The organism is Streptomyces sp. NPDC050842 (genome assembly GCF_044456565.1).
In the GTDB taxonomy this organism is placed as follows: domain Bacteria; phylum Actinomycetota; class Actinomycetes; order Streptomycetales; family Streptomycetaceae; genus Streptomyces.
Genome location: NZ_JBITGA010000001.1, coordinates 873,772 through 894,387, shown reverse-complemented (window position 1 = coordinate 894,387; position 20,616 = coordinate 873,772). Strand labels below are relative to the sequence as shown.

The window sequence follows — 20,616 nt, the reverse complement described above, 5'->3', positions numbered from 1 at the left end:
CGGGTGCCCGTGGAGGTGGGGCACGGCGGCGTAGCGGGCCGGAGCTCGGGGTCGGCCGGCAGGCCGGGCGGCCCGTCAGGCGCTGGCGCGGATGACCAGACGCGTGGGGAGGATCAGCGGGGTGGGGGCCTGCCCGTTGATGAGCGCGACGAGCATGCGCGCCATCTCACGACCGAGACCCTCTACGGGCTGGTGCACCGTGGTCAGCGGCGGATCGGCGCTCCTTGCCACGGCCAGGTCGTCGAAGCCGATCACGGCGACGTCGGCGGGGACGCGGCGGCCGGCATCACGCAGTGTGCGCAACGCCCCGGCCCCCATGTTGTCGCTGGCGGTGAACACTCCGTCCAGCTCCGGGTGCCGCGCCGACAGCGCGGCCATGGCCTCCGCTCCGCTCGACTCGGTGAAGTCGCCGGCTTCCGGCGGATACGGTTCGAGGCCGGCCGCCAGCATGGCGTCCTGGTAGCCGCGGTAACGGGCGCGCCCCACCTCGGTGTCCAGCCGCCCGCAGATCGTCACGACCCTGGTCCGGCCGAGCGAGATCAGGTACTCGGTCGCCGCGCGCGCTCCTCCGACGTTGTCCACGTCCACATACCACCGCGGGTCCAAGCCGACCGGGCGCCCACCGAACACCACGGGAATCTCTGCCTCTTCCGCCATGCGGGCCAGCGGATCGTCCTCGCGCAGCGCCATCAGCATCACTCCGTCGGCCCCCTTGGACCGGAGAAGCTGCTCCACGCGCCGGCGCCCCCGGTCGGAGGCTGCCAGACACAGCATCAGGTGCAGTTCGGCCTCCTCCAGCGCGGCCGAGGCACCCACGATCACCTGAGCGAAGAACGGGTCCGCGAAGATCGACGGATCCTCTCCCGAGACGACCAGAGCGGCCGCACCGGTCTGACGGGTCGCCAGCGCCCGGGCGGTCGGATTCGGCACGTATCCGAGTTGAAGGACCGCCCGCTCGACGGCCTCGCGTTTCGCGCGGCTGACGTGCGGGGCGTTGTTGAGCACACGCGAGGCCACCGAACGCGAGACGCCGGCCAGTTCGGCCACCTCGTCGAGTGTCGACTGCCGGTTCGGCACACCTTGCGCCATGAGCTGCCCTCCTCCCTCCATCTGAACACCTGGAAGGCTGGAAGCGCTTCCAGTTTCAGGACTGTAAACCCTTCCCCTCGTCCTGTGAAGTGCTGTTCAAGTGGGCGCACTTGACAGTCCCGATGGGCGCATCACACGATACGGCCACACCTCGGCCCCACAGATCATGGTCTGGGAACGCTTCCAGTGGGAGCGCTTCCACGGGCTCTTGTGCGTCCGGAGTGCGCTGGTGTCCCCGCCGGGGCGCCGCGTCCGTGAGCCGCCGCACGGAGAACTTCGTACCACCGCAATTCCTCACCGCGTCGCACCGCTCGGGACGAGAACGGTCGACGCGTCCGCCGTCAGGAAACCGAGGTACAGCCATGCGCCGCAGAATCCGCGCCCTCGTCGCAGCCCTCTCCGCACTGCCGTTGGCGCTCGTCGTCGCCCCGTCCGCCCACGCTGCGGATCCCACCACCATGACCAGCGGGTTCTACACGGACCCGGACTCCAGCGCGAGGAAGTGGGTCGCCGCCAACCCCGGCGACGGCCGGGCCCCCGCGATCAACACCTCCCTCGCCAACACGCCCATGGCCCGCTGGTTCGGCGCCTGGAGCGGCACGATCGGCACCGCGGCGGGCGCGTACGTCGGCGCAGCGGACTCCCACGACAAGCTGCCCGTCCTGGTCGCGTACAACATCTACCTCCGCGACTCGTGCGGCGGGCACTCCGGAGGCGGAGCCTCGTCGGCCTCCGCCTACGCGACCTGGATCGCGCAGTTCGCCGGCGGAATCGCCAACCGCCCGGCCGTCGTCGTCCTCGAACCCGACTCCCTCGCGGACTACGGCTGCCTGAACCAGACCCAGATCCGCGAACGCCAGGGCATGATCAGCGGCGCCCTCGCCGAGTTCAACCGCCAGGCCCCCAACACCTGGGTCTACCTCGACGCCGGCAACCCCGGCTGGGTGAGCGCGGCGACGATGGCCCAGCGCCTCCACGAAGCCGGGCTCCGACAGGCGCACGGCTTCTCCCTCAACATCTCGAACTACTACACCACCGCCCAGAACACCGCCTACGGCAACGCCGTCAACAGCGAACTGGCCGCCCGCTACGGCTACACCAAGCCGTTCGTCGTCGACACCAGCCGCAACGGCAACGGCACCAACGGCGAGTGGTGCAACGCGGCCGGCCGCCGCATCGGCACGCCCACCCGGCTGGGCGGCGGCGCCGAGATGCTGCTGTGGATCAAGGCCCCGGGCGAGTCCGACGGCAACTGCGGCGTCGGAACCGGTTCCACGGCCGGCCAGTTCCTCCCGGAGGCCGCCTACAAGATGATCTACGGCTACTGACATCCGAGTCCTGTGGCCTGGTATCCGCCGCCCCGCGACCGGGCCACAGGCACCACCGGCCCTCCTCGCCCCCATCCCTCCGACCAGGAGCCCCCATGAATCCACGCAGCCTCCGGCGCCGTACGACCGCCGCCCTCGCGGCGCTCGCGGCCTGTGCCGCCCTCATCGCGACGCAGGCGCAGGCGCAGGCCGCACCCGTCGCGGACGCGCTCACCCCGGCCACGAGGTTCTACGTGGACCCGCACAGCAAGGCCGCCAAGCAGGCGCTCACCGACCTCGGGAACCGCGACTTCGCGAACGCCCTGAACATGGCCAGGCTCGCGAGCTGGCCGCAGGCCGAGTGGTTCACCGAAGGCACACCCGACGAGGTCCGGACCAAGGTGAGAAGCCTCGTCCGCGAGGCCCGGCTGGTGAACCGGACGCCGGTCCTGGTCGCCTACAACGTGCCGGGCCGGGACTGCACCCAGTACTCCAGCGGCGGCGCCGCGTCCTCCGCCGCCTACCGGCAGTGGATCGACGCCTTCGCCGCCGGCATCGGCGACAGCAAGGCCGTCGTCGTGGTCGAGCCCGACGGCCTGGCCCTCCTCCCGAGCGACTGCGGGCCGGGCGTGGACCCGACCGGCGAACTCACGGCGACCCGCGTCGCCGACCTCGCGTACGCCGTCAGGACCATCAAGGCCAAGGCCCGCACCGCGGTCTACCTCGACGCGGGCAACGTCCTGTGGCGGCCCGTCGGCGACATGGCGCGACGACTGCTCGACGCCGGTGTCCAGGACAGCGACGGCTTCGCCCTCAACGTGTCCAACACCCACCCCACCGATCACAACGCGCGCTACGGCAGCTGGATAGCCAAGTGCATGTGGTTCGCCACCGAAGGACCCGAGCACGCCCGCGGCCACACCGACTGGTGCGCCACCCAGTACTACTCGCCCGCCGCGCCCAACGACGGCGCCCCGGGCAACGCGGTCGACTCCGCCGACCCGGCCACCTGGCGCTGGACCGACGCCTGGTTCGACCAGAACGTGGGCACCCCGCCGAACGACGCCCTGCACCACTTCGTCATCGACACCAGCCGCAACGGCCTCGGCGCCTGGACGCCGGAGCCTGGCAAGTACAGCGGCGACCCGGAGATCTGGTGCAACGCGCCCGGCCGCGGCCTCGGCGCGCGCCCGACGGCCGACACCGGTGTCCCGCTCGTCGACGCCTACCTGTGGATCAAGATCCCCGGCGAGTCCGACGGCAGCTGCACGCGCAACACCGGCGGCACGATCGACCCCGAGTACGGCATCGTCGACCCGCCGGCCGGCACCTGGTGGCCCGACCAGGCCCACACGCTGGCCCGCAACGCGGCACCGCGGCTGACCTTCAACCGCTGAGTCCCGCTCAGCCCCCGCCCACGTCGGCCACGTCGGCCACGTCGGCCACAGCAGGCCTCCCGCTCGCGGCCGGCCTCGCGCGGAAGCAGGGCGCGTGACCGGCCCCGCCGGCTGGCGGGCGGCGGTTCGTCGCCCGTCAGCCGGTACGACGCGGAAGAGGAGGCGGCGTAGTGGGCGGTCCCGGCGGCGGTTCGGGCCACACGAGCAGCACCGGGCAGGGGGCGTGGTCGACGACGAAGCGTGCGGCGGGACCGAGGCTGCGCGGTCCGAGGTGGGCACGGTCGCCGTCCCGGGCCAGGATCAGCAGGTCGCACCCCTCGGCCGCGGCGACGACCTCGCACTCGACTCGTCCGGTGCGCTCGGTACGCGTGCAGGGGCGCCCCAGACGGTCGGCGGCATCCTGGAGCAACTGCCGCGCGGAGTCGGCCGCGAGGTGTTCCAGGTGGATTCCGGGGTCCCTCCCCCAGCCTTCGGCCGGGCGGTTCCCCGAGGGGTGGCCACGGCCCATGAGCCCGGCGAACGCGCCATGGGCCGCACCCGGGACATCGACCGAGGTGACGTGCAGCAGGACGATCTCGGCGTCCGCCGGCGTGTGCGCGCGGGCGGCGTCCACACAGGCGGGCCAGGTGCCCTCGGCGATCCGGACGACCACGGCCATGGGTATCAGCCTCCTCCGATGACGGTCAGCGAGAGCCACAGTGCCAGGACGGCGGCGAGGAGGCTCGCGGGGACCGCGTACACGCCGAGCCGGGTGAACTCCTTCAGCTCCACCTCACCGTCGTGGGCGTGGACGATACGCCGCCACAGCAGGGTGGCCAGCGAGCCGGCGTAGGTGAGGTTGGGGCCGATGTTGACCCCGAGCAGGACGGCCAGGACGGCACCGGGTCCCGCTGGGGCGGTCAGCGGTAGCAGCACGAGTACCGCGGGCAGGTTGTTGATGACGTTCGCGAGGACGGCGGCCAGCCCGGCGAGAGCGAGGAGTTCCGGGAGGCCGGTGCCGTCGGGGATCAGGTGCCCCAGGGCTTCGTCGAGACCGTTGTCCACCACCGCCAGAACCACGATCCCGAGAGCGAGGACGAAGGCGAGGAAGGGCACGGAGGCAGCCCGGACCAGGGCCCGGGGACTGGTGCGGTGGCGGATGAGGGCACGGACGGCGAGCGCGAGTGCCCCTGCCAGGGCGGCCCACGCCGGGTCGACGCCGGCCATCGAGGTCAGCACGAAGCCCGCGAGCGTGCATCCCACGGTCACCAGGGCGAACAGCGGAAGTGGCGGCGGTTCGACGGCGGCGGGCGCCCGCGCCCCGGCGTCCAGGTCGGTGGCGAAGAAACGCCGGAGGACCAGGTACTCGACGCCGATCGCCACCGCCCACGGCAGGGCCATCAGCGCGGCGAACCGGGTGAAGCTGAGCCCGCTGGCGGCGAAGGCGAGCAGATTGGTGAGGTGGGTGCAGGAGCCGGCGTGGCCGACCCGCCGCCGTACGCGCCATCCAGGCTCCCCATGCCTGGAACAACCCCTCGTCGTCACAGAGTTGGGCCAGCACCAGTACGGCCGCCAGGAACCCGATCACCGGCGCGAGCCGTTCCGCCTCCGCCAGTGCGTCGCCGTAGGAGACGGCTCCGGTTGCGATCACCACGACTGCGGCCGGGACGGCCACGACCGCCTCCGGCCACCCGAAGGGGCGCATGACCGCACAGGCCAGCACGAGAACGAGCAGGGCCACGGAGAGCGTCTCCGCGAGCTGGGGGTCCAGGATCCGTTCCTTCCCTCGCGACGGGCGGGTCACCTGTACCATCGCGCCGAACGCTACCCCGGTGGATCTCGCGCGTCGCGCTTCGACGGGCAGCCGACTTCGTAGTGCCCCGTCGGGACCGTTGACGGCGGCACCGGGCGTCACTGACGTCCGCCGGAGATCTCCAGTCTGTCGGCCGCGGTTGGATGCGACGCTCTTTGGGAGCGCCCCCCACCGACTGTGCCCCACCAGTTGCGCCGGCGAAGGAGAAGTGGGCCGCGGGCGGGAGTCAGTACCTGCTCATCCGAGATGAGCCCCGGCTCTCCGCCAGCTCGCGACGCCACCAGCGCTTCTTCCTGCTGACCCCACAACCCGCTCGCGCACGAACACACCGGAGGCACGCGCCACCGACTACGCGACTCGATACGTGCCCCTCGCGCCGTCGCGCCGACAGTCACAGGGGAGGCCGGTCATCCGCCACCCCTACAGTGATGAAGTGGAGAAAACCCCAGGTCAACGCGTCCGACCCCGCGCCCTCAGCAGAGTGGGCGGGACCTCAGGATCCTCCAGCCGATCACCGTCGTACCCCTTCACCTCGCCGAAACGGTCGCCCCGCGTCCAGCCCTCCCCCGCCTCGCGGATCTCCTTGTCCGTGCGGCCGACGAAGAAGTTCCACCACAACGCGGAAGTCGCGTTGGCGATCTCATGGATGAACCGCCGGCCAGAACTGCTGGCCAGATAGGGTGCCAGAGCGTTCCGCCGATCTGATTCGGCGATACATGTCATGGCTGTGAGGCCACGCGGGTGATCGGGTAGACGACTCCGTCAGCACTGGCGTGGCGTTCGATCGTTCCGTCCAACGAGGCGAGAGATTAGACGGGATTTTCGGCCGGCCCAACCCGGAGCCCTATCGACGTCGGCAACCGGGCGTGTTTCGCCGCCCGACCCGCCCACTCGTCCACAGGGGAACGCATCCATGACCGACACTGGCACGTCCTACCGAGGTCTCCGCGCCCTGGTGATCAATTGCACGCTCAAGCGTTCGCCGGAGCGGAGCCACACTCAGGGGCTGATCGACATCAGTAGCGGGATCATGGAGCGCCAGGGCGTCGAGGTCGAGGTGCTGAGGGCGGTGGACATCGACATCGCGACCGGTGTGTGGCCCGACATGACGGAGCACGGCTGGGAGACCGACGAGTGGCCCGTCATCTACTCGAAGGTCATGGCCGCGGACATCCTTACCTTGGCTGGACCTGTATGGCTGGGAGACAACTCCTCAGTCATGAAGAAGGTGATCGAGCGTCTGTACGCCTGCTCGTCGATCCTGAACGAGCGCGGCCAGTACGCCTACTACGGTCGTGTGGGCGGCTGCCTGATCACCGGCAACGAGGACGGCGCCAAGCACTGCGCGATGAACGTCCTCTACAGCCTCCAGCACCTCGGATACGTCATTCCGCCGCAGGCCGACGCGGGCTGGGTCGGCGAGGCCGGCCCGGGCCCGTCGTACCTCGACCCCGGCTCCGGCGGGCCGGACAACGACTTCACGAACCGCAACGCGACCTTCATGACCTGGAACCAGCTCCACCTGGCGAGGATGCTCAAGGACACCGGTGGCATCCCCGCCCACGGAAACCAGCGCTCCGAGTGGGACGCCGGCTGCCGGTTCGACTTCGAGAACCCCGAGCACCGTTGAGCGCGGGCCGGATCGGTCGGAGGTCCGGCGGAAGTCGGCTCCGGATCAACCAGGTCCTTCGTGCGGCCTGGCGCATCTTCACCGGACAGGTCCTCCATGCACGGGATCGCCCTGGTGACCGCGGTGAACTCCCTCCAGGTCGGCCTCACGGACTCGGTTTCCCCCACGCGATCCAGGCCGTGCAGATCGTGCGCCGTCGCCGGAACGCGTCCACGTGGTCAGCGATCTGACGGTGTCGTGGCGCCAGGGCCTCAGATGAGGTCGCGGTGGCGGCCCACCGTGGTGGAGAAGAGGTAGAGCGGGGGCAGGAGGGCGGCGGCGCAGACGGTCCACAGCGCGGTGTGGGCGCCGACGTGGGTGGCGAGGAGGCCGGCGGTGAGCGCGCCGAGCGGCATCGCGCCCCAGGAGACGAAGCGAACCGTGGCCATCACGCGGGACAGCAGTTCCGGGGGCGACTGCGTCTGCCGGTAGGTGCGGGTGGTGATCGAGCCGATGACGGTGCCGAAGGCGAAGCCGGCGTTGCCCAGGGCGAACCAGTACGCGTCCCCCGCCGACGTGGTCAGCGGGGCGAGCAGGAGCATCGCGCCGCCGGCCAGATCCGCCACGATGACGCCCCGCGCGGTGCCTAGGCGCGTGGTCACGCGGACCGCGACGGCGGCGCCGGCGAGCGCGCCGACCCCGTCCATGGCGAGGACGAGACCGAGCTGTACGGAGTCGAGGCCGGCCTCACGGACCAGGTAGAGGGGGGTGAGCGCGACGAGGGCGGCGTTGAGGAAGTTGGCGGCGGTCGCCCAGATCATGCAGGGGCGCATGACCGGGTGCTTGGTGACGTACCTCCATCCCTCGCGCATCAGCCGCAGCGCGCTCTCGCTGGTGCGGGGCGCGGGGCGGCTCTCGGGGAGGGTGCGCAGGAGCACGGCGGAGGCCAGGTAGCTGGCGGCGTCCACGACGAGTGCGCCGACCGGGCCTGTCGCGCCGATCAGGACGCCGCCGAGGGAGGGGCCGCCGGTGTCGGTGACGGCGTGCGTGCCCGACATGACGCTGTTGCGGGCGGCCAGCTGCTGGGCCGGGACGACGGCGGGCAGGAAGGTCGAGTTGCCGATGTCGAACAGCACGGTCGCCGAGCCGGTGACGAGCGCCGCGAACAGCAGGTGCGGATACGTGAGCGTGCCCATCCACCAGGCGAGCGGCAGCGATCCGAGCGCCGCGAACCGTACGAGGTCGAGCGTGACCTGGAATCGGCGCAGCGGCACGCGCTGCGCGAGGACGCCCGCCGGGAGGCTGAGCAGCAGCCACGGGACCTGCCCGGCGGCGGCGAGCAGGGCGACCTCGAAGGCGGTGGCGTCGAGGACGGTGAGGGCGACGAGCGGCAGGGCGAGGGCGGTGACGGCGGTGCCCGCGCCGCTGACGGTGGCGGCGGCCCAGAAGCGCCAGAAGACGCCCGGCGATGAGGTCTCCCGTTCGTCGTCGCGTCGGTCGTGTTCCTGGATCGCTTGTGTTCCGCTCATACGGCGCCCACCCCCGGGTCTTGTTAGTCTCTTTTGGGAACTCACTTGTTCCAGGTGAGTTTCTATCCGGAACCGACCTCGTGGCGCAAGATGGTCCCGACGAGCGGCCGCCGTGCGCGCAGAAGTGGAGACGCAGTGATGAGGTCGGTTCCCGAGCGGGACGCCGCCTGCGCGATCGCGCAGGCCGCGGCGGTGGTCGGCGACTGGTGGAGCCTGCTCCTGATCCGGGAGACCGCCCGAGGGCACCACAGGTTCGACGCACTCCAGGAGGAGCTGGGCATCTCCCGGAAGGTGCTCACCGAGCGCCTGGCGCACCTGGTGGAGACGGGGGTGCTGGAGAAGGTCCCGTACCAGGAGCGGCCGACGCGGCACGAGTACCGGCTGACCGAGAGCGGCCGGGGGCTGCTGCCGGTCCTGCTGTCGATGCAGGACTGGGCCGACCGCTGGCTCCTCGGCGACGGCTCGCTCAGCGGCACCGCCGACGAGACGAGCGCGGAGGCACGGCGCGTCGCGGACCTGACGGGCCGGCGACTGCCGCGCCTGCGGTTGCCCGGTCACCGGGACGGCGCGCCGGTCGACCCGGTGGCCGGCGGCGTGGCCACCGTCCTGTTCTGCTATCCGGCGACCGGGAGCCCCAGTCCCCTACCGGAGGGCTGGTCACACATCCCCGGCACCGTCGGCTGCACGCTGGAGAACCGGCTCTTCCGGGACGCCTACGAGGAGTTCCGCGCCGCGGGCGCGGAGGTGCACGGGGTCAGCACCCAACGCCCCGACGAACAGCGCGTGTTCGCGAGCCAGGAGGACATCCCCTTCACCCTCCTCTCCGACGTCGACCTCCGCCTCGCCGCCGCCCTGCGCCTGCCCACCTTCCGCGCCGGACAACTGCTGCGACTGAAACGAACCGTGCTGGTCATCGACCGTGACGGCACGGTGCGGCACGCGCGGTTCCCGGTGACGGACATCCCGGCAGCGGTGAGCGAGGCGCTGGCCGAGGTACGGCGCCTGGCCGCGGAGGACTGACACGTACGGGACAGGCGCAAGAAGGATCTGGCAGAGGCGCTGATTGACGGTGACCGTTCTCCCCGGGAGGTTCGCGAGGCGATCGACACGTTGAACGGCCTGATGGCCGACGCCCGCACGAAGGTCGCCCAGTACAGCGTCAAGGCCAACCTCACTGACGTCAGCACCGCCGAGCTGCGGAAGGAGTGGGAGGACCACTCCGTGCCCCGGAGGCAGTCGGTGTACCTGGGGCTGATCAAGGAGATCCAGATCCACCCCACGACCCGGCCCTTCAACGTCCGGAACCCGGACCGAGTCGAGGGCCAGTGCAGCCAAAACGGCGCGCTCACCCGGTGCCCGGAGAAGCCCTACGCCCCGGAGAACCCCACCGACGCCGGGTACTGCGGGGGCTGGCACCGCGTCCTCGTGCCCGCCCATCAGTCGAGCACCTTCACCGGGGAAGGCGGCCTGACCCTCACCCGGTTCATCGTGGAAGCTGCGGCCGGTGAGCGGATTCCGTTCTGCTGACGCACGGCCGGGCGACATCCCGGGCTACGCGCTGCCGAGAATCTCGCTCCGGCTCCATCTCTACGGCCCGCCGCGCCTGCACCTGGAAGTCGGCGCACCGGTCGACAGCGCCGGCCTGCTCACCGACCTACTCGGCCCGGCCGTCTGAACACGCTGTGCCCTCCTGCCCGCTTCCTTCTGCGCGCTCCGGAGAGTTCCTGCTGTGCTCGTCGCCCGTCAGCCAGCAGCAGCCCCTCACTTCCACAGTTGCGGACAGGCCGGGGTGACCACAGGCGAATGCCCCGGGTACGGCGGGCGTACCCGGGGCGGGGGTGTCCACGATTCCCGGCCTGCGGCACGTTGCAGATCCGCGCCCAACTGCTTGCTGGTTGGACCTGTAGAGGCACCGGCCCCGCGTGGACGACGCTGTGGGGCGTAGGGCGGCGGCCGGGATGGTGCGCCTGGTGCGGAAGTGCTGACAGGAGCGAGAGGGCGGTAGTCGTGAGGCGACCACACCGGCCCACATGCGATGAGGTAGGCCTCTGGAGATCCCGTCACGGGCAGGTTCCTAACATGTGCACATGGTTGCCCGTGATACCCAGCACTCCGATGCGGGAGGGAAAGCAGTGTCCCGAGATGATGTCGAAGCCGGCGGCGGCTCTTCCGCACCGAGGGTCGAAGGGCGCGAGCCGACCGGCCGTACCTCCGGATCGCACCGGGACGAGACCGCCGAGGGCTCCCACCCGGTCGCCGATCTCGTCGAGCGGGCTGCCGATCTGGTGGAACCGATCAAGCCGAAACTACGTGGCTGGCTCCACGCCGGCATGGTCCCCGCCTCGCTCGCCGCGGGCATCGTCCTCATCTGCCTGGCAGGGACGCCCCAGGCGGTGCTGGCCTGCACCGTGTACTCCGTCACCGCCTGGCTGCTGTTCGGGACCAGCGCCGTCTACCACCTCGGCACCTGGGGACCACTCGGCGAGGCCGTTCTGCGCCGCCTCGACCACGCCAACATCTTCCTGATCATCGCCGGTACGTGTACGCCGCTCGCGGTGCTCCTGCTCTCCCCGGACCAGTGGTCCGTCCTGCTGTGGATCGTGTGGACGGGTGCTCTGGTCGGCATCGCCTTCCGTGTCCTGTGGGTCGGAGCGCCCCGCTGGCTGTACACCCCCTGCTACCTGGCTCTGGGCTGGGCGCCCGTACGATACCTGCCCGATTTCCTGCACAGCGGCGGGGTGGCCGTGGTCTCCCTGGTCGTGACCGGCGGGGTTCTCTACAGCGCGGGCGCGGTTGTCTACGCCCTCCAGCGCCCAAACCCCTCACCCCGCTGGTTCGGCTTCCACGAGGTCTTCCACGCACTGACAGTGGCAGCCTTCACCGCCCACTACATCGCCATCTTTCTTGCTGCCTACTGAGCGCTCAAGGTGCGGGCTGCCTCACCCACTCGCCGGCCGTCCGGAGGGCCTCGCGGGATCGGCACCGGTCGTCAGAGCGTGATGCGCCTGCCTCGGCGGGAACGCAGTATCGAGCGCACCAGCAGGTACAGCACGGCGACGACGAGAAGCAGCACCCCGGTGGAGACCAGGTACAGCATTCCGTCCACGACAGCGCCGATGACAATCAGGGCGATGGCGCTGCCGAGCAGAATCAGGACACTACGCCTCCCTGCGGCAGGGCGGCCCGGTGAAGACTTGACCATGGGGGGCTGCGTCGGCTCGGAGCCAAGCCGCCTACCAGTAATGACGGCGTCCGCCGACCGCGTGACCGACCGCCCCGAGGATCCACAGGATGATCCCGATCACGACCAGGATGATCCCGATCGTCCACAAGATGGAAATGCCGGCCACAAACCCGATGACAAGCAGGATGACCCCGAGAATGATCATGGTGACCTCCGGCCTCGCCGGTACCTCAATTTCAGAATAGGCGCACCCCTGCGAGGTGGCCTGTCAGGCTGCTCCTGGTCCTTCCAGCGGGCATGAACAGAAGCCGTCTGATCGGCAAGCCGATCAGGTGCGATGTGACGGCCAGGGCGACCGGGAGCCGGCGGGTGGGATTCCGTCCCTGGATACGGCGGGGAATTCTCAGTCGACCCGGTGAGCGTGGTGACGGACTTCCCGGAGGCTGACCTCCGCCGGGAGACGGTCCAGGCCGGCCGAGTTCCGTGCGCGTGCGAGCGTGTCCCGGTCGAGTCGGTCCAGGATCCGTTCCGGTTCCGCGTGAGGCTCCAGCCACAGCCGCATTCGCGCGACCGGGGCGGTAGGTCGGCCCCTCAGGCGCACCCGTGCCCGTGCGACTCCGTCCAAGGCTTGCGCGTCTTCCTCGATGACGTCCTCCAGGGCGCGGCCGTCGAGTCGGGCCACCGTCCCGTCCTGGCTGTCGACAGGGACCTGGTGCAGCCGGTCTTTGCGCAGCAGTGCCCAGAGCCACCACAGCAGCAGCGCCAGCAACGCGGCGAGCACCGCGATGACGGTCGGCCACCACCAGCCCTCCACCCGCCACCGTAGGCGTCCCTCGTCGCCCAGGACGACATCGGCCGGGCCGCGGAAGGGCCACCAGCCCGGCACGTCGAAACCCCACCGGCGCTGCAGATCCAGACCGCCCAGTAGCACGCCGCCGCCCAGAGCGAACAGCCCGAGGCCGAACAGCCCCAGCAGCACCCGGTTCACTGTCTTGATCATCGGGATCAGCGTCAGCCTTTCTTCGGGCGTCGGACGTGGACGGTCAGCGTGGGTCGCCGGGCGAGACCCAGACTCGCCACGGCTTCGCCCAGCGCGGCATCGAGGTCGGCACGGACCTCGTCGAGATCGCGGAAATGCACCTGCGCCCGGGCTTTGATCTTCCGGCGCCCGACATCGACCCGAGCCGACTCGACACCGGATACGCGCATGGCCCTGTCGCGCAGGATCAGCGCGACCGCCCGGCGGTCGAGACCGGCGCGGACCTCGCCTGTTCCTCCGGTGCCGGTGGGCTGCCGCATGGGAAGCAGTCTGCGCAGTCCCGGTGTCACCGCCAGCAGGACGAGGCACAGGCCGAGGGCCATCGCCACCGCGGCCCCGACGATCATCCAGACGTCGTCCAGCGGCCGTGTGGCCAGCTCATCCGCGAGCCGGCGTCGCCAGCCCATTCCGGGCTGACCCGCCCGCACCGAGACCACGTCGTACAGGAGCAGCCCGACGGCTGCGAGGGACAGCAGAGCCACGACGCCCGCAGGAACCCGCCGCGCGGACCAGAAACGACGCGGCGATCCGACCGTTTCCCGCTCTGCCGGTGTCGCGTCGGTGTCCGGGGCCCGTGCGGAGGAAGCCGGCCGCCCGGGTTCGGGGGGAAGAGCGCTGTCGCCGGGCTGCCGCCTCGTGTGCGCGCTCATCTCACCCTCTCCCGTTCTGTCCGCCGTGAGCGGGCCGAGTGCAGCCTCTCGACGGCCACCACGAGGTCGGACACCTCCACACCGGCCCATGCCGTGACGCCTTCGGTGACCTCTCGGCGCACCGCCGCGCACTGCGCGCCGATGTCCGACGGATAGCCCAGTTCCACGGCGATGCGCATCCGCACCTGCCCGAGCACCGGTCGGCTCTCGGGAGGACCGCCCGCCCTCTCCGAGCCGTTCCTCTCCGGTGCCCTTCGCACCACCGCCGTCACGTGCGGTGTGCGGTGGCCAGGGGGCACGTGACCGGTCGGCTCGGGGAAACGACTCAGCGCCTCGCGCGCCACCTGGGCGGCGATCTTCGCGACGCCCCGGTCGGCGACCGAGGTCGCACCCCGCTCCCGGCGCGGCACGGCCGGGCGCCTATCGGCTTCCCTGGTCACTGCCGCCAGTCTCTCCGTGCCCGGCGCTGGTCGTCATGAATACGTTGCCGATCGTCCCGGCGGCGCACGAAGTCACCGGGTTCGAGATCGCCTTCCATCAAACGCCCGACCACGAGTCCGACAACTCCCAGCACCAGCACCAGCAAGAAGGCCCAGAAGCCACCGAAGTACGCGGCGAAACCCAGCGCCATTCCGGCGGCCAAACCCACCACGGATCTGCTCATCACACGCTCCTTCACCCGGTAGCCGACTCCGTCCGGCTACTGGAGCCGCTGCCGCTCCTGCCCCTCGCCCTCCTCGTCCTCCTCGTCGGGCAGCTTCACATCGCCGACCATGATGTTGACTTCCACGACTTCCCGACCCGCCATCCGCTCCACCGCGGAGATCACGTTCTCCCGCACCGCCCCGGCCACGTCCGTGATCGAGACGCCGTAGTCGACGACGAGCTCCAGATCGATAGCCGTCTGCACCTCTCCGACCTCGACGCTGACCCCGCGGGTGACGGACTTGCCACTACCGGCGCCAGGCATCCGCTCCCGCATGGATCCCATCGAGCGCGCGAACCCGCTGCCCAGGGCGTGGACGCCGCGCACGTCCCGTGCCGCCATCCCGGCGATCTTCTCCACCACCACATCGGCGATGGATGTCCGGCCACGAGAACTGGGCTCGCCGCCATACTTCGCACCGGTGTGCTCAGTCATCAGGCACTCCTGCCTCGAGAAGTCAGCCGTGCACCCTTTATTCGAATTATATTCGCTATAGACCGTTTCATCCGGTCGTCGTGAGTCGAGGGAGAGGGCGGAGAGGTGAAGACCGAGGCGTTGATGCAGTCAGTACGTGGTCGGCTCGGCCTGGGGCGACTGCTGCCTCTCGGGGGGCCGGGCGACGGCACGTGGATCACCGAACAGGCGGCCGTCCGGGCTCTCTGGCGCAAGGCCGCCGGGGTTCACGGCGTTCGACTGGAGAGCATGCGCATCGGGCCGGTCCCGAACGAACCCGTGCTCGAACCGGCTGTTCGCCCGCCTGCCAGCGCGCTCCCGCCCGGCCCGCTCAGGATCGAGGCGGCCTTCACCGGTTCCGTGACACTGCCCGTACCTCAAGCCGCCGAGCAGTTGAGGACGACTCTGTTCAAGGCGGCCGACGAGGAACTCGGCCTGAGGACTGTGACAGTCGATCTGCGCGTCACGGATCTCCACGAGGGCACGGAGGCCGACGGAGGGCCGCAGACCGCGGAGAACGTCATGACGCCCCCGGCCCAAGAAGCGACCACGCGAAGCTCGACCCCCGCGACCGAAACCGTACCCCTGCGGGGGCCGATCGGAGAGCTGGCCGACGTCGCGTCGGCCGTGCCGGGCGTCGCCCGCCTCACCGCCCCACTGGGCGGCCACCCCGTCAGGGTGACGCACCAGGACGATCCGCCCGCCCGACACATTCAGGTCCAGCTCGCGGTCGCACCCGGCCGCCATCCCCTGGAAGTCGCCCGGGCCGTCCGGGACGCCGTGACCGTCGCGGCCACGAGTGACGTCCGGGTCCCGACAACCGCTGCCGTCCTCATCACCGAAACCGCGGCGTAGCCGCAGCGACATGGAAGGTCTTCAGGCCGACGGCCTGGGTACATTCGGCTTCACGGCGCGCCAGGCGGGGCCGTATGCGGCAGGGAGGGAACGAGCATGGACCGCGACGCACCGCGAGTCCGGTGAAGACCTGGACCTACGAAGGCGGCGGGCAGGCCGGAGCGGCCTGACCCGACTCGAGCCGGTCGCAATGTGGCAACGTCCGGTCCGTCAACCTGCCCCGGTCCCCGGCTATGGCGACTCTTCTGCGCCAGGTCCCATCGGCATCGCCGGGCCTTGCTCATTCCGCCAGTTTCACGGTGGCGACAAGGCCATGAGCGCGTTCCGGGACACCCAACCCGGAACGCGCGAAGCAGCCGTGCGCCCTGAGCCCAGTGCCCCGGTTCCGCCGGTGGGTGGAACGGGTCAGGCGGGGGTGATGTTCTCCGCCTGGGGGCCCTTCTGGCCCTGGGTGACGTCGAACGTCACCATCTGGCCCTCCTGGAGCTCACGGAAGCCCGTCGAGTTGATCGCCGAGTAGTGAGCGAAGACGTCCGGGCCCCCGCCGTCCTGGGCGATGAAGCCGAAGCCCTTCTCCGCGTTGAACCACTTCACAGTTCCCGTAGCCATGTCTCATGCCTTCCAGTCGATGAACGCCGCCCACACGGTGTGGGAGGCGGAGGTGATCGCCCTGGTTCCTGCGGCACAGCACAGCAAAAAAGCCCACGCCGAAGGCATGGGCAAAGGGGAAGATCCGAACCACGACAGCAAACGGGGACGGTACACGTCCACACACCCCGTGACCAGAAGGGCTCCTCCACGTGGGAGCGGGCCGCCCAGATACGGCGGGGCGCGCACCGTCTCAGGCCGCGGCCGGCGGGCCGTCCGCCTCGGCGGCGCGGCGGTATTCGGCGTTGATGCGCTGCGCCTCTTCGAGCTGGTCCTCGAGAATGATGATGCGGCAGGCGGCCTCGATGGGGGTGCCCTGGTCGACGAGTTCGCGGGCGCGGGCGGCGATGCGCAGTTGGTAGCGGGAGTAGCGGCGGTGGCCGCCCTCCGAGCGCAGCGGGGTGATGAGGCGGGCCTCGCCGATGGCGCGGAGGAAGCCCTGTGTGGTGCCGAGCATCTCGGCGGCCCTGCCCATCGTGTAGGCGGGGTAGTCGTCGTCGTCGAGACGGCCGTACGAGTCATCTGCTGTCATTTGCACCCCTCTGGGAAACGCGTGGAGGGGCCCTGGTGCCGTACTGGCACCAGGGCCCCGAAGGAACTACTACACCACCTGCCGGCCCTGATACTGCGCCGGCGTTCTGTGTCCGCGTACCCGACCTGACTGCTGTCGGGGGTGCGGGGATCGCGGTTGCTTGACCGGAGACCACCTCACTATCGATGTCCTGCGGTACCCGGGCTCACGACTTCCGCCCGGGCGATCCTGATGGCGTCGGGTTCCTCCGTTCTTCCTCGGTGATCAACTACGTACTGCTGGGTACTGCTGGGTACTGCGGGTACTGCGGGTGATGCGAACTGCTCAGTGGCCTGTGACAGCGCCACCCTTCGGCAGCCAGCCCCGTCGCCCGTCCTGCGTCTTCTCTGGCTTGGAACCCCACTGCCGAACTTCCCGATGCGCGCGTCCGCAGCCGACGCCTTCACCAGGGCTACCGCTCACTCTTCACTGCTGGGTACTGCGCACTGCACTCGCGGGTACCGCACCTGCCATGACAGCGGTCCCGCTCGCGGCGGCCCCTGATCACTGCGGGCCACCCGGTCCGGCCGTCAGTCCCGTCGCCGTCCTGCAACAACCCTGGCTTCGAAACTCCACCACCGCACCGTCCTGCGAACTGCAACTACCTGTACTGCTGGTACCGCTTGCCGGCAGTTCGTCTCTGCCAGGCCCTGCTGTCTCTCTGGGCTACGAGAGAAACCATAACCAGGCCGCCACCCAATGTCTACTCCAGCCGACATAGATTTCTGTGTGTCCGGCCGTGAGGTAATCGACCTCGAACGGCGAGCCTTTTCCAACCTCACGCTGACACGTGGTGAAGGGCGAGGACGGCCTGGACGATCGCTGTGATGCGGCTGGTGCTGCAGCGGAGCTTCCGTAGGAGGCGCCAGCCCTTCAGGGTGGCCATGGCCTGCTCGCCGAGGCAGCGGATCTTGGCATGCGTGCTGTTGTGGCGGCGCTGCCACCGCTTGAGGCGACGGCCGCGGAAGGGCACCCGGATGGAGCTGCCGGCGCCCTGGTATGCCTTGTCGGCCCAGCACTTGAGGCCGGCCTCGGTGAGTGCTTCGACGATGCCGTGGGTGCGGGCGGCGGTCAGGTCGTGGGGGAGCCGGGAAGCGCGGGCGAGGCCCACAGCAGGCGGCCGAACGGGTCGGTGAGGACTTGGACGTTCATGCCGTGACGTTTGCGCTTGCCCGAGTAGTACGGGGTGCTGGCGGCGATCCGGTCGATCAGCAGCAAGGTGCCGTCCAGGATCACGAACGCCTTGGTCCGCGCGACGTGCATCGCCTCGGCCAGGGCGGGCGCGAGGGCGGCCAGCACGTCGACAGCCTCGTGTACGTAGCGGTATGCGGTCGCGATGCCGATACCGAACCCGGCGGCGAGCTGGATCGGCGAGGTCGGGCCAAGGCCCTCGTACCTCGATCCGGGTTCGACCGGGCCGGACAACGACTTCACCAACCGCAACACCAGCTTCATGGCGTGGAACCTGATGCATGTCGCCGGGCTCCTCAAGCGGGCGGGCGGGATCCCGGCGCACGGCAACCAGCGCTCGGCGTGGGACGCCGACTGCAAGCCGGAGTTCGCGAACCCCGAGCACCGCTGACCGGACGTCCGGGGCGCCGGAGGGCGATCCGGCCACCCCCGTTTTGGATTGTCGGAGGATCATCAATACGATCCGGCGATGATCACGAGAAAACGGCTGGCGACCGGGGCCTTCGCGCTGCTCGCCGCCCTGACCGCCGCGCTCCTGCCGACGAGCGCGGCCGCCGACGAGCCGGTGGCGAAGGAATCCCCCAAGGTCGAGCTGGTGCTCGACGTCAGCGGGTCCATGCGGGCCAAGGACATCGACGGCAAGTCCCGCATGTCCGCTGCCAAGCAGGCCTTCAACGAGGTCCTCGACGCGGTGCCCGAGGAGGTCCGGCTCGGCATCCGCACGCTCGGCGCCGACTACCCCGGTCCCGACCGCAAGCGGGGCTGCAAGGACACCCGGCAGCTCTACCCGGTCGGCCCGCTCGACCGGACCGAGGCCAAGACCGCCGTGGCCACGCTCGCCCCGACCGGCTGGACGCCGATCGGTCCGGCGCTGCTCGGCGCGGCAAAGGACCTGGAGGGCGGCGACGCCACCCGCAGAATCGTGCTCATCACCGACGGCGAGGACACCTGCGCCCCGCTCGACCCCTGCCAGGTCGCGCGGGAGATAGCGGCGAAGGGCATCCACCTCGTCATCGACACGCTGGGCCTGGTGCCGGACGCCAAGACGCGGCAGCAGCTCACCTGCATCGCGGAGGCGACCGGAGGCACGTACACCTCGGTCCACCGCACCGAGGAACTCTCTCGCCGCGTGAAGCAGTTGGTCGACCGCGCCGCCGACCCGGTCGTCACCCCCGTGGGGACGAAGGGCACGGCGCGGTGCGTCGACGCTCCGCAGCTCAAGGCCGGTCTGTACACCGACCGCGAGACCTTCGGCGAGCACCGCTGGTACCGGGTGGACCTGCTGCCCGGCCAGGAACTGCGCGCCTCCGTCAGTGTGTCGGCCGACCGGGCCGTCAACAACGACTACGGCGTGCTGCTGCGCGCGGTGACCCTCCACGGCCGGGAGATCGTCCGGGGCTCCGAGGCGGGCGACGGGCGTACGGACGTGATCTCGACCGGCCTCCGCTACCCGAAGCCGGACCTCGACGACGAGCCGGGCGACGCCAAGCCGGCCGCCGAGACCGTCTGTCTCCAGGTCAGCAACTCCTTCTCCGCTCCCCCGTCGGTCAAGACGACGCCGGGCATGCCGATCGAGCTGACGGTCGACGTCGTCGACGGGCCGTCGGCCGCCTCGGACGTGGCCGCCTTCGGTCTCGGCCGCGGCTGGTGGCTGCTCGGCGTGCTCGTGCTCGCCGGTTTCCTGGCCGGTCTGCTCTGGGGCTGGGTGTCCCGCTGGCGCGTCGCTGTCTGGAGGACCAACTGATGCGTACCGTACGCATGCTCGCCACGGCCGCCCTCGCGGGCGCCGCGCTCCTGGGTCTCGCGGCGCCGGGCGCGACGGCCGACTCCCCCACCCCCACGGCGGACCCGGGGGCGAGTGCCGGTCCGACGGAGGCGGGGACCACGTTCCGTACGGCCGCGCGGTTCCTCCCGGGGCAGCAGGCCACCGCGCAGGCCGCCACGGGTGACTACCTGTACTGGGTGTTCCCGGCGGACGCCGGGCAGCGGCCGACGGTGAACGCGACGGTCACGCTCCCCGACGCGGCGCTGCGGCACGGGCCCACCACCTGGCGGGTCGACGTGTACGACGGGCTGCGGCGGCGTCAGCCGTGCATGTACGGGACCCAGTCCCGTACGGCGGCCAAGGACACCGCGTCGGTGCAGCTCGCCTGTGTGCTGCGGCCGGTCCGCGCCTCGGCGGACGCCTGGGCGAACGACCCGCTGCCCGGCAGCTACTACGTCCGACTGACCGTCACCGGACTGCCGGACGAGGACCTCGGCCAGCCGTTCACGGCCCGGGTCGGGGTGACCACCCTCGACAAGGGCGGCGCCTACGCCACGGACGGCTCGCTCGCCGCGCCGCTCGTGCCGGGGGCGACCACCGCCGACCAGGCGGAGGCGGACGCCGACGCGGGCAGGCCCTCCGCCGTGGAGGCGGCCGCCCCGGAGGACGGCTGGTCCTCGGGCTGGTGGTCCGACCGCTGGATCTGGACCGTCGCCGGTGGCGTCCTCGCGGCGCTCGCGGGCATCGGCGGTTACGCGCTGACGCGTGGGGCGGGCCGCTCGTCCCGGGTCCCGCCGACCGTCTGAGCCACCCCGCTCGTACGGCAGAAGG

At 70.6% G+C, this 20,616-nt stretch carries 22 protein-coding genes and 3 pseudogenes; 11 read left to right on the top strand and 14 right to left on the bottom strand.

Going from position 1 to position 20,616, the window contains the following annotated elements:
• Positions 1 to 75: 75 nt before the first annotated feature.
• Positions 76 to 1,089 (bottom strand): LacI family DNA-binding transcriptional regulator, encoded by a 1,014-nt coding sequence (locus tag ACIBG6_RS03990; protein WP_399220898.1) that lies wholly within the window; start codon positions 1,087 to 1,089, stop codon positions 76 to 78.
• Between the two features lie 362 nt (positions 1,090 to 1,451).
• Here ACIBG6_RS03990 and ACIBG6_RS03985 point away from each other — a divergent pair, with 362 nt between their 5' ends.
• Both ACIBG6_RS03985 and ACIBG6_RS03980 read left to right on the top strand, forming a co-directional pair.
• Entirely contained in the window at positions 1,452 to 2,417 is a 966-nt protein-coding gene (locus ACIBG6_RS03985; RefSeq protein ID WP_399220897.1) for a glycoside hydrolase family 6 protein, read from the top strand.
• A 95-nt stretch (positions 2,418 to 2,512) separates the two neighbouring features.
• On the top strand, positions 2,513 to 3,793 hold the full coding sequence (locus tag ACIBG6_RS03980) for a glycoside hydrolase family 6 protein (protein WP_399220896.1): 1,281 nt from the start codon (positions 2,513 to 2,515) through the stop codon (positions 3,791 to 3,793).
• A 136-nt stretch (positions 3,794 to 3,929) separates the two neighbouring features.
• On the opposite strand, the gene ACIBG6_RS03975 is transcribed toward ACIBG6_RS03980, so the two are convergent.
• Together ACIBG6_RS03975 and ACIBG6_RS03970 are read right to left on the bottom strand one after the other, a co-directional pair.
• On the bottom strand, positions 3,930 to 4,451 hold the full coding sequence (locus tag ACIBG6_RS03975; RefSeq protein WP_399220894.1) for a universal stress protein: 522 nt from the start codon (positions 4,449 to 4,451) through the stop codon (positions 3,930 to 3,932).
• A 5-nt stretch (positions 4,452 to 4,456) separates the two neighbouring features.
• A pseudogene (locus ACIBG6_RS03970) lies at positions 4,457 to 5,543 on the bottom strand (SLC13 family permease).
• A gap of 955 nt (positions 5,544 to 6,498) precedes the next feature.
• On the opposite strand from ACIBG6_RS03970, the gene ACIBG6_RS03965 reads away from it, so the two are divergent.
• Complete coding sequence (locus ACIBG6_RS03965) at positions 6,499 to 7,215, top strand: flavodoxin family protein (protein ID WP_399220893.1); 717 nt, start codon at positions 6,499 to 6,501, stop codon at positions 7,213 to 7,215.
• Positions 7,216 to 7,466: 251 nt separating this feature from the next.
• On the opposite strand, the gene ACIBG6_RS03960 is transcribed toward ACIBG6_RS03965, so the two are convergent.
• Entirely contained in the window at positions 7,467 to 8,723 is a 1,257-nt protein-coding gene (locus ACIBG6_RS03960; RefSeq protein ID WP_399220892.1) for an MFS transporter, read from the bottom strand.
• A 138-nt stretch (positions 8,724 to 8,861) separates the two neighbouring features.
• Between ACIBG6_RS03960 and ACIBG6_RS03955 the strand changes: the two genes are divergently transcribed.
• The 4 genes from ACIBG6_RS03955 (at position 8,862) to ACIBG6_RS03940 (ending at position 11,641) form a co-directional block, all read left to right on the top strand.
• Positions 8,862 to 9,743, top strand: a complete 882-nt coding sequence (locus ACIBG6_RS03955) for a winged helix-turn-helix transcriptional regulator (protein WP_399220891.1) — start codon at positions 8,862 to 8,864, stop codon at positions 9,741 to 9,743.
• Between the two features lie 102 nt (positions 9,744 to 9,845).
• Entirely contained in the window at positions 9,846 to 10,250 is a 405-nt protein-coding gene (locus ACIBG6_RS03950; RefSeq protein ID WP_399220890.1) for a hypothetical protein, read from the top strand.
• A complete protein-coding gene (locus tag ACIBG6_RS03945) occupies positions 10,228 to 10,398 on the top strand; it encodes a hypothetical protein (RefSeq protein WP_399220889.1) in 171 nt (56 codons plus the stop codon). The genes ACIBG6_RS03950 and ACIBG6_RS03945 overlap by 23 nt, the downstream gene beginning before the upstream one ends.
• A gap of 457 nt (positions 10,399 to 10,855) precedes the next feature.
• On the top strand, positions 10,856 to 11,641 hold the full coding sequence (locus ACIBG6_RS03940; protein ID WP_399220888.1) for a hemolysin III family protein: 786 nt from the start codon (positions 10,856 to 10,858) through the stop codon (positions 11,639 to 11,641).
• Positions 11,642 to 11,712: 71 nt separating this feature from the next.
• On the opposite strand, the gene ACIBG6_RS03935 is transcribed toward ACIBG6_RS03940, so the two are convergent.
• The 7 genes from ACIBG6_RS03935 to ACIBG6_RS03905 form a co-directional block, all read right to left on the bottom strand.
• The gene (locus ACIBG6_RS03935) at positions 11,713 to 11,925 is read right to left on the bottom strand and encodes a hypothetical protein (RefSeq protein ID WP_399220887.1); all 213 of its coding nucleotides are present in this window, start codon (positions 11,923 to 11,925) and stop codon (positions 11,713 to 11,715) included.
• 31 nt (positions 11,926 to 11,956) lie between these two features.
• A complete protein-coding gene (locus ACIBG6_RS03930; RefSeq protein WP_399220885.1) occupies positions 11,957 to 12,112 on the bottom strand; it encodes a DUF6131 family protein in 156 nt (51 codons plus the stop codon).
• A gap of 198 nt (positions 12,113 to 12,310) precedes the next feature.
• The gene (gene amaP / locus ACIBG6_RS03925) at positions 12,311 to 12,907 is read right to left on the bottom strand and encodes an alkaline shock response membrane anchor protein AmaP (RefSeq protein ID WP_399220884.1); all 597 of its coding nucleotides are present in this window, start codon (positions 12,905 to 12,907) and stop codon (positions 12,311 to 12,313) included.
• Positions 12,908 to 12,918: 11 nt separating this feature from the next.
• Entirely contained in the window at positions 12,919 to 13,596 is a 678-nt protein-coding gene (locus ACIBG6_RS03920) for a DUF6286 domain-containing protein (RefSeq protein WP_399220883.1), read from the bottom strand.
• Positions 13,593 to 14,036, bottom strand: coding sequence for an Asp23/Gls24 family envelope stress response protein (locus ACIBG6_RS03915; RefSeq protein ID WP_399220882.1), 444 nt, complete (start codon positions 14,034 to 14,036; stop codon positions 13,593 to 13,595). Before ACIBG6_RS03915 ends, ACIBG6_RS03920 begins: the two co-directional genes overlap by 4 nt.
• On the bottom strand, positions 14,033 to 14,260 hold the full coding sequence (locus ACIBG6_RS03910; RefSeq protein ID WP_399220881.1) for a DUF2273 domain-containing protein: 228 nt from the start codon (positions 14,258 to 14,260) through the stop codon (positions 14,033 to 14,035). The genes ACIBG6_RS03915 and ACIBG6_RS03910 overlap by 4 nt, the downstream gene beginning before the upstream one ends.
• A 36-nt stretch (positions 14,261 to 14,296) precedes the next feature.
• Entirely contained in the window at positions 14,297 to 14,737 is a 441-nt protein-coding gene (locus ACIBG6_RS03905; protein ID WP_399220880.1) for an Asp23/Gls24 family envelope stress response protein, read from the bottom strand.
• 267 nt (positions 14,738 to 15,004) lie between these two features.
• Here ACIBG6_RS03905 and ACIBG6_RS03900 point away from each other — a divergent pair, with 267 nt between their 5' ends.
• Positions 15,005 to 15,610 (top strand): hypothetical protein, encoded by a 606-nt coding sequence (locus ACIBG6_RS03900; RefSeq protein ID WP_399220879.1) that lies wholly within the window; start codon positions 15,005 to 15,007, stop codon positions 15,608 to 15,610.
• Positions 15,611 to 16,015: 405 nt separating this feature from the next.
• Here the strand turns inward: ACIBG6_RS03900 and ACIBG6_RS03895 are convergent, their stop codons facing one another.
• From ACIBG6_RS03895 to ACIBG6_RS03885, 3 genes and pseudogenes are all read right to left on the bottom strand, one after another.
• Positions 16,016 to 16,219, bottom strand: a complete 204-nt coding sequence (locus tag ACIBG6_RS03895) for a cold-shock protein (RefSeq protein ID WP_399220878.1) — start codon at positions 16,217 to 16,219, stop codon at positions 16,016 to 16,018.
• Between the two features lie 232 nt (positions 16,220 to 16,451).
• The gene (locus tag ACIBG6_RS03890) at positions 16,452 to 16,790 is read right to left on the bottom strand and encodes a MerR family transcriptional regulator (protein ID WP_399220877.1); all 339 of its coding nucleotides are present in this window, start codon (positions 16,788 to 16,790) and stop codon (positions 16,452 to 16,454) included.
• Between the two features lie 817 nt (positions 16,791 to 17,607).
• Positions 17,608 to 18,194, bottom strand: a pseudogene (locus tag ACIBG6_RS03885) (transposase family protein); the annotation flags it as partial.
• Between ACIBG6_RS03885 and ACIBG6_RS03880 the strand changes: the two are divergent.
• The 3 genes and pseudogenes from ACIBG6_RS03880 to ACIBG6_RS03870 form a co-directional block, all read left to right on the top strand.
• Positions 18,175 to 18,411, top strand: a pseudogene (locus ACIBG6_RS03880) (flavodoxin family protein); the annotation flags it as partial. The pseudogenes ACIBG6_RS03885 and ACIBG6_RS03880 overlap by 20 nt on opposite strands.
• A gap of 78 nt (positions 18,412 to 18,489) precedes the next feature.
• Positions 18,490 to 19,764, top strand: a complete 1,275-nt coding sequence (locus ACIBG6_RS03875) for a VWA domain-containing protein (protein WP_399220876.1) — start codon at positions 18,490 to 18,492, stop codon at positions 19,762 to 19,764.
• Positions 19,764 to 20,591: a hypothetical protein gene (locus ACIBG6_RS03870; RefSeq protein WP_399220875.1), complete on the top strand. Its 828-nt coding sequence runs from the start codon at positions 19,764 to 19,766 to the stop codon at positions 20,589 to 20,591. The genes ACIBG6_RS03875 and ACIBG6_RS03870 overlap by 1 nt, the downstream gene beginning before the upstream one ends.
• Positions 20,592 to 20,616 lie beyond the last annotated feature (25 nt).

What these genes read in the sequence shown, in the direction of transcription:
- ACIBG6_RS03990 (WP_399220898.1), bottom strand. Translation starts at nt 1,089, where the DNA reads ATGGCGCAAGGTGTGCCGAACCGGCAGTCGACACTCGACGAGGTGGCC.
- ACIBG6_RS03985 (WP_399220897.1), top strand. Translation starts at nt 1,452, where the DNA reads ATGCGCCGCAGAATCCGCGCCCTCGTCGCAGCCCTCTCCGCACTGCCG.
- ACIBG6_RS03980 (WP_399220896.1), top strand. Translation starts at nt 2,513, where the DNA reads ATGAATCCACGCAGCCTCCGGCGCCGTACGACCGCCGCCCTCGCGGCG.
- ACIBG6_RS03975 (WP_399220894.1), bottom strand. Translation starts at nt 4,451, where the DNA reads ATGGCCGTGGTCGTCCGGATCGCCGAGGGCACCTGGCCCGCCTGTGTG.
- ACIBG6_RS03965 (WP_399220893.1), top strand. Translation starts at nt 6,499, where the DNA reads ATGACCGACACTGGCACGTCCTACCGAGGTCTCCGCGCCCTGGTGATC.
- ACIBG6_RS03960 (WP_399220892.1), bottom strand. Translation starts at nt 8,723, where the DNA reads ATGAGCGGAACACAAGCGATCCAGGAACACGACCGACGCGACGACGAA.
- ACIBG6_RS03955 (WP_399220891.1), top strand. Translation starts at nt 8,862, where the DNA reads ATGAGGTCGGTTCCCGAGCGGGACGCCGCCTGCGCGATCGCGCAGGCC.
- ACIBG6_RS03950 (WP_399220890.1), top strand. Translation starts at nt 9,846, where the DNA reads ATGGCCGACGCCCGCACGAAGGTCGCCCAGTACAGCGTCAAGGCCAAC.
- ACIBG6_RS03935 (WP_399220887.1), bottom strand. Translation starts at nt 11,925, where the DNA reads ATGGTCAAGTCTTCACCGGGCCGCCCTGCCGCAGGGAGGCGTAGTGTC.
- ACIBG6_RS03930 (WP_399220885.1), bottom strand. Translation starts at nt 12,112, where the DNA reads ATGATCATTCTCGGGGTCATCCTGCTTGTCATCGGGTTTGTGGCCGGC.
- amaP (WP_399220884.1), bottom strand. Translation starts at nt 12,907, where the DNA reads ATGATCAAGACAGTGAACCGGGTGCTGCTGGGGCTGTTCGGCCTCGGG.
- ACIBG6_RS03920 (WP_399220883.1), bottom strand. Translation starts at nt 13,596, where the DNA reads ATGAGCGCGCACACGAGGCGGCAGCCCGGCGACAGCGCTCTTCCCCCC.
- ACIBG6_RS03910 (WP_399220881.1), bottom strand. Translation starts at nt 14,260, where the DNA reads ATGAGCAGATCCGTGGTGGGTTTGGCCGCCGGAATGGCGCTGGGTTTC.
- ACIBG6_RS03905 (WP_399220880.1), bottom strand. Translation starts at nt 14,737, where the DNA reads ATGACTGAGCACACCGGTGCGAAGTATGGCGGCGAGCCCAGTTCTCGT.
- ACIBG6_RS03900 (WP_399220879.1), top strand. Translation starts at nt 15,005, where the DNA reads ATGCGCATCGGGCCGGTCCCGAACGAACCCGTGCTCGAACCGGCTGTT.
- ACIBG6_RS03895 (WP_399220878.1), bottom strand. Translation starts at nt 16,219, where the DNA reads ATGGCTACGGGAACTGTGAAGTGGTTCAACGCGGAGAAGGGCTTCGGC.
- ACIBG6_RS03890 (WP_399220877.1), bottom strand. Translation starts at nt 16,790, where the DNA reads ATGACAGCAGATGACTCGTACGGCCGTCTCGACGACGACGACTACCCC.
- ACIBG6_RS03875 (WP_399220876.1), top strand. Translation starts at nt 18,490, where the DNA reads ATGATCACGAGAAAACGGCTGGCGACCGGGGCCTTCGCGCTGCTCGCC.
- ACIBG6_RS03870 (WP_399220875.1), top strand. Translation starts at nt 19,764, where the DNA reads ATGCGTACCGTACGCATGCTCGCCACGGCCGCCCTCGCGGGCGCCGCG.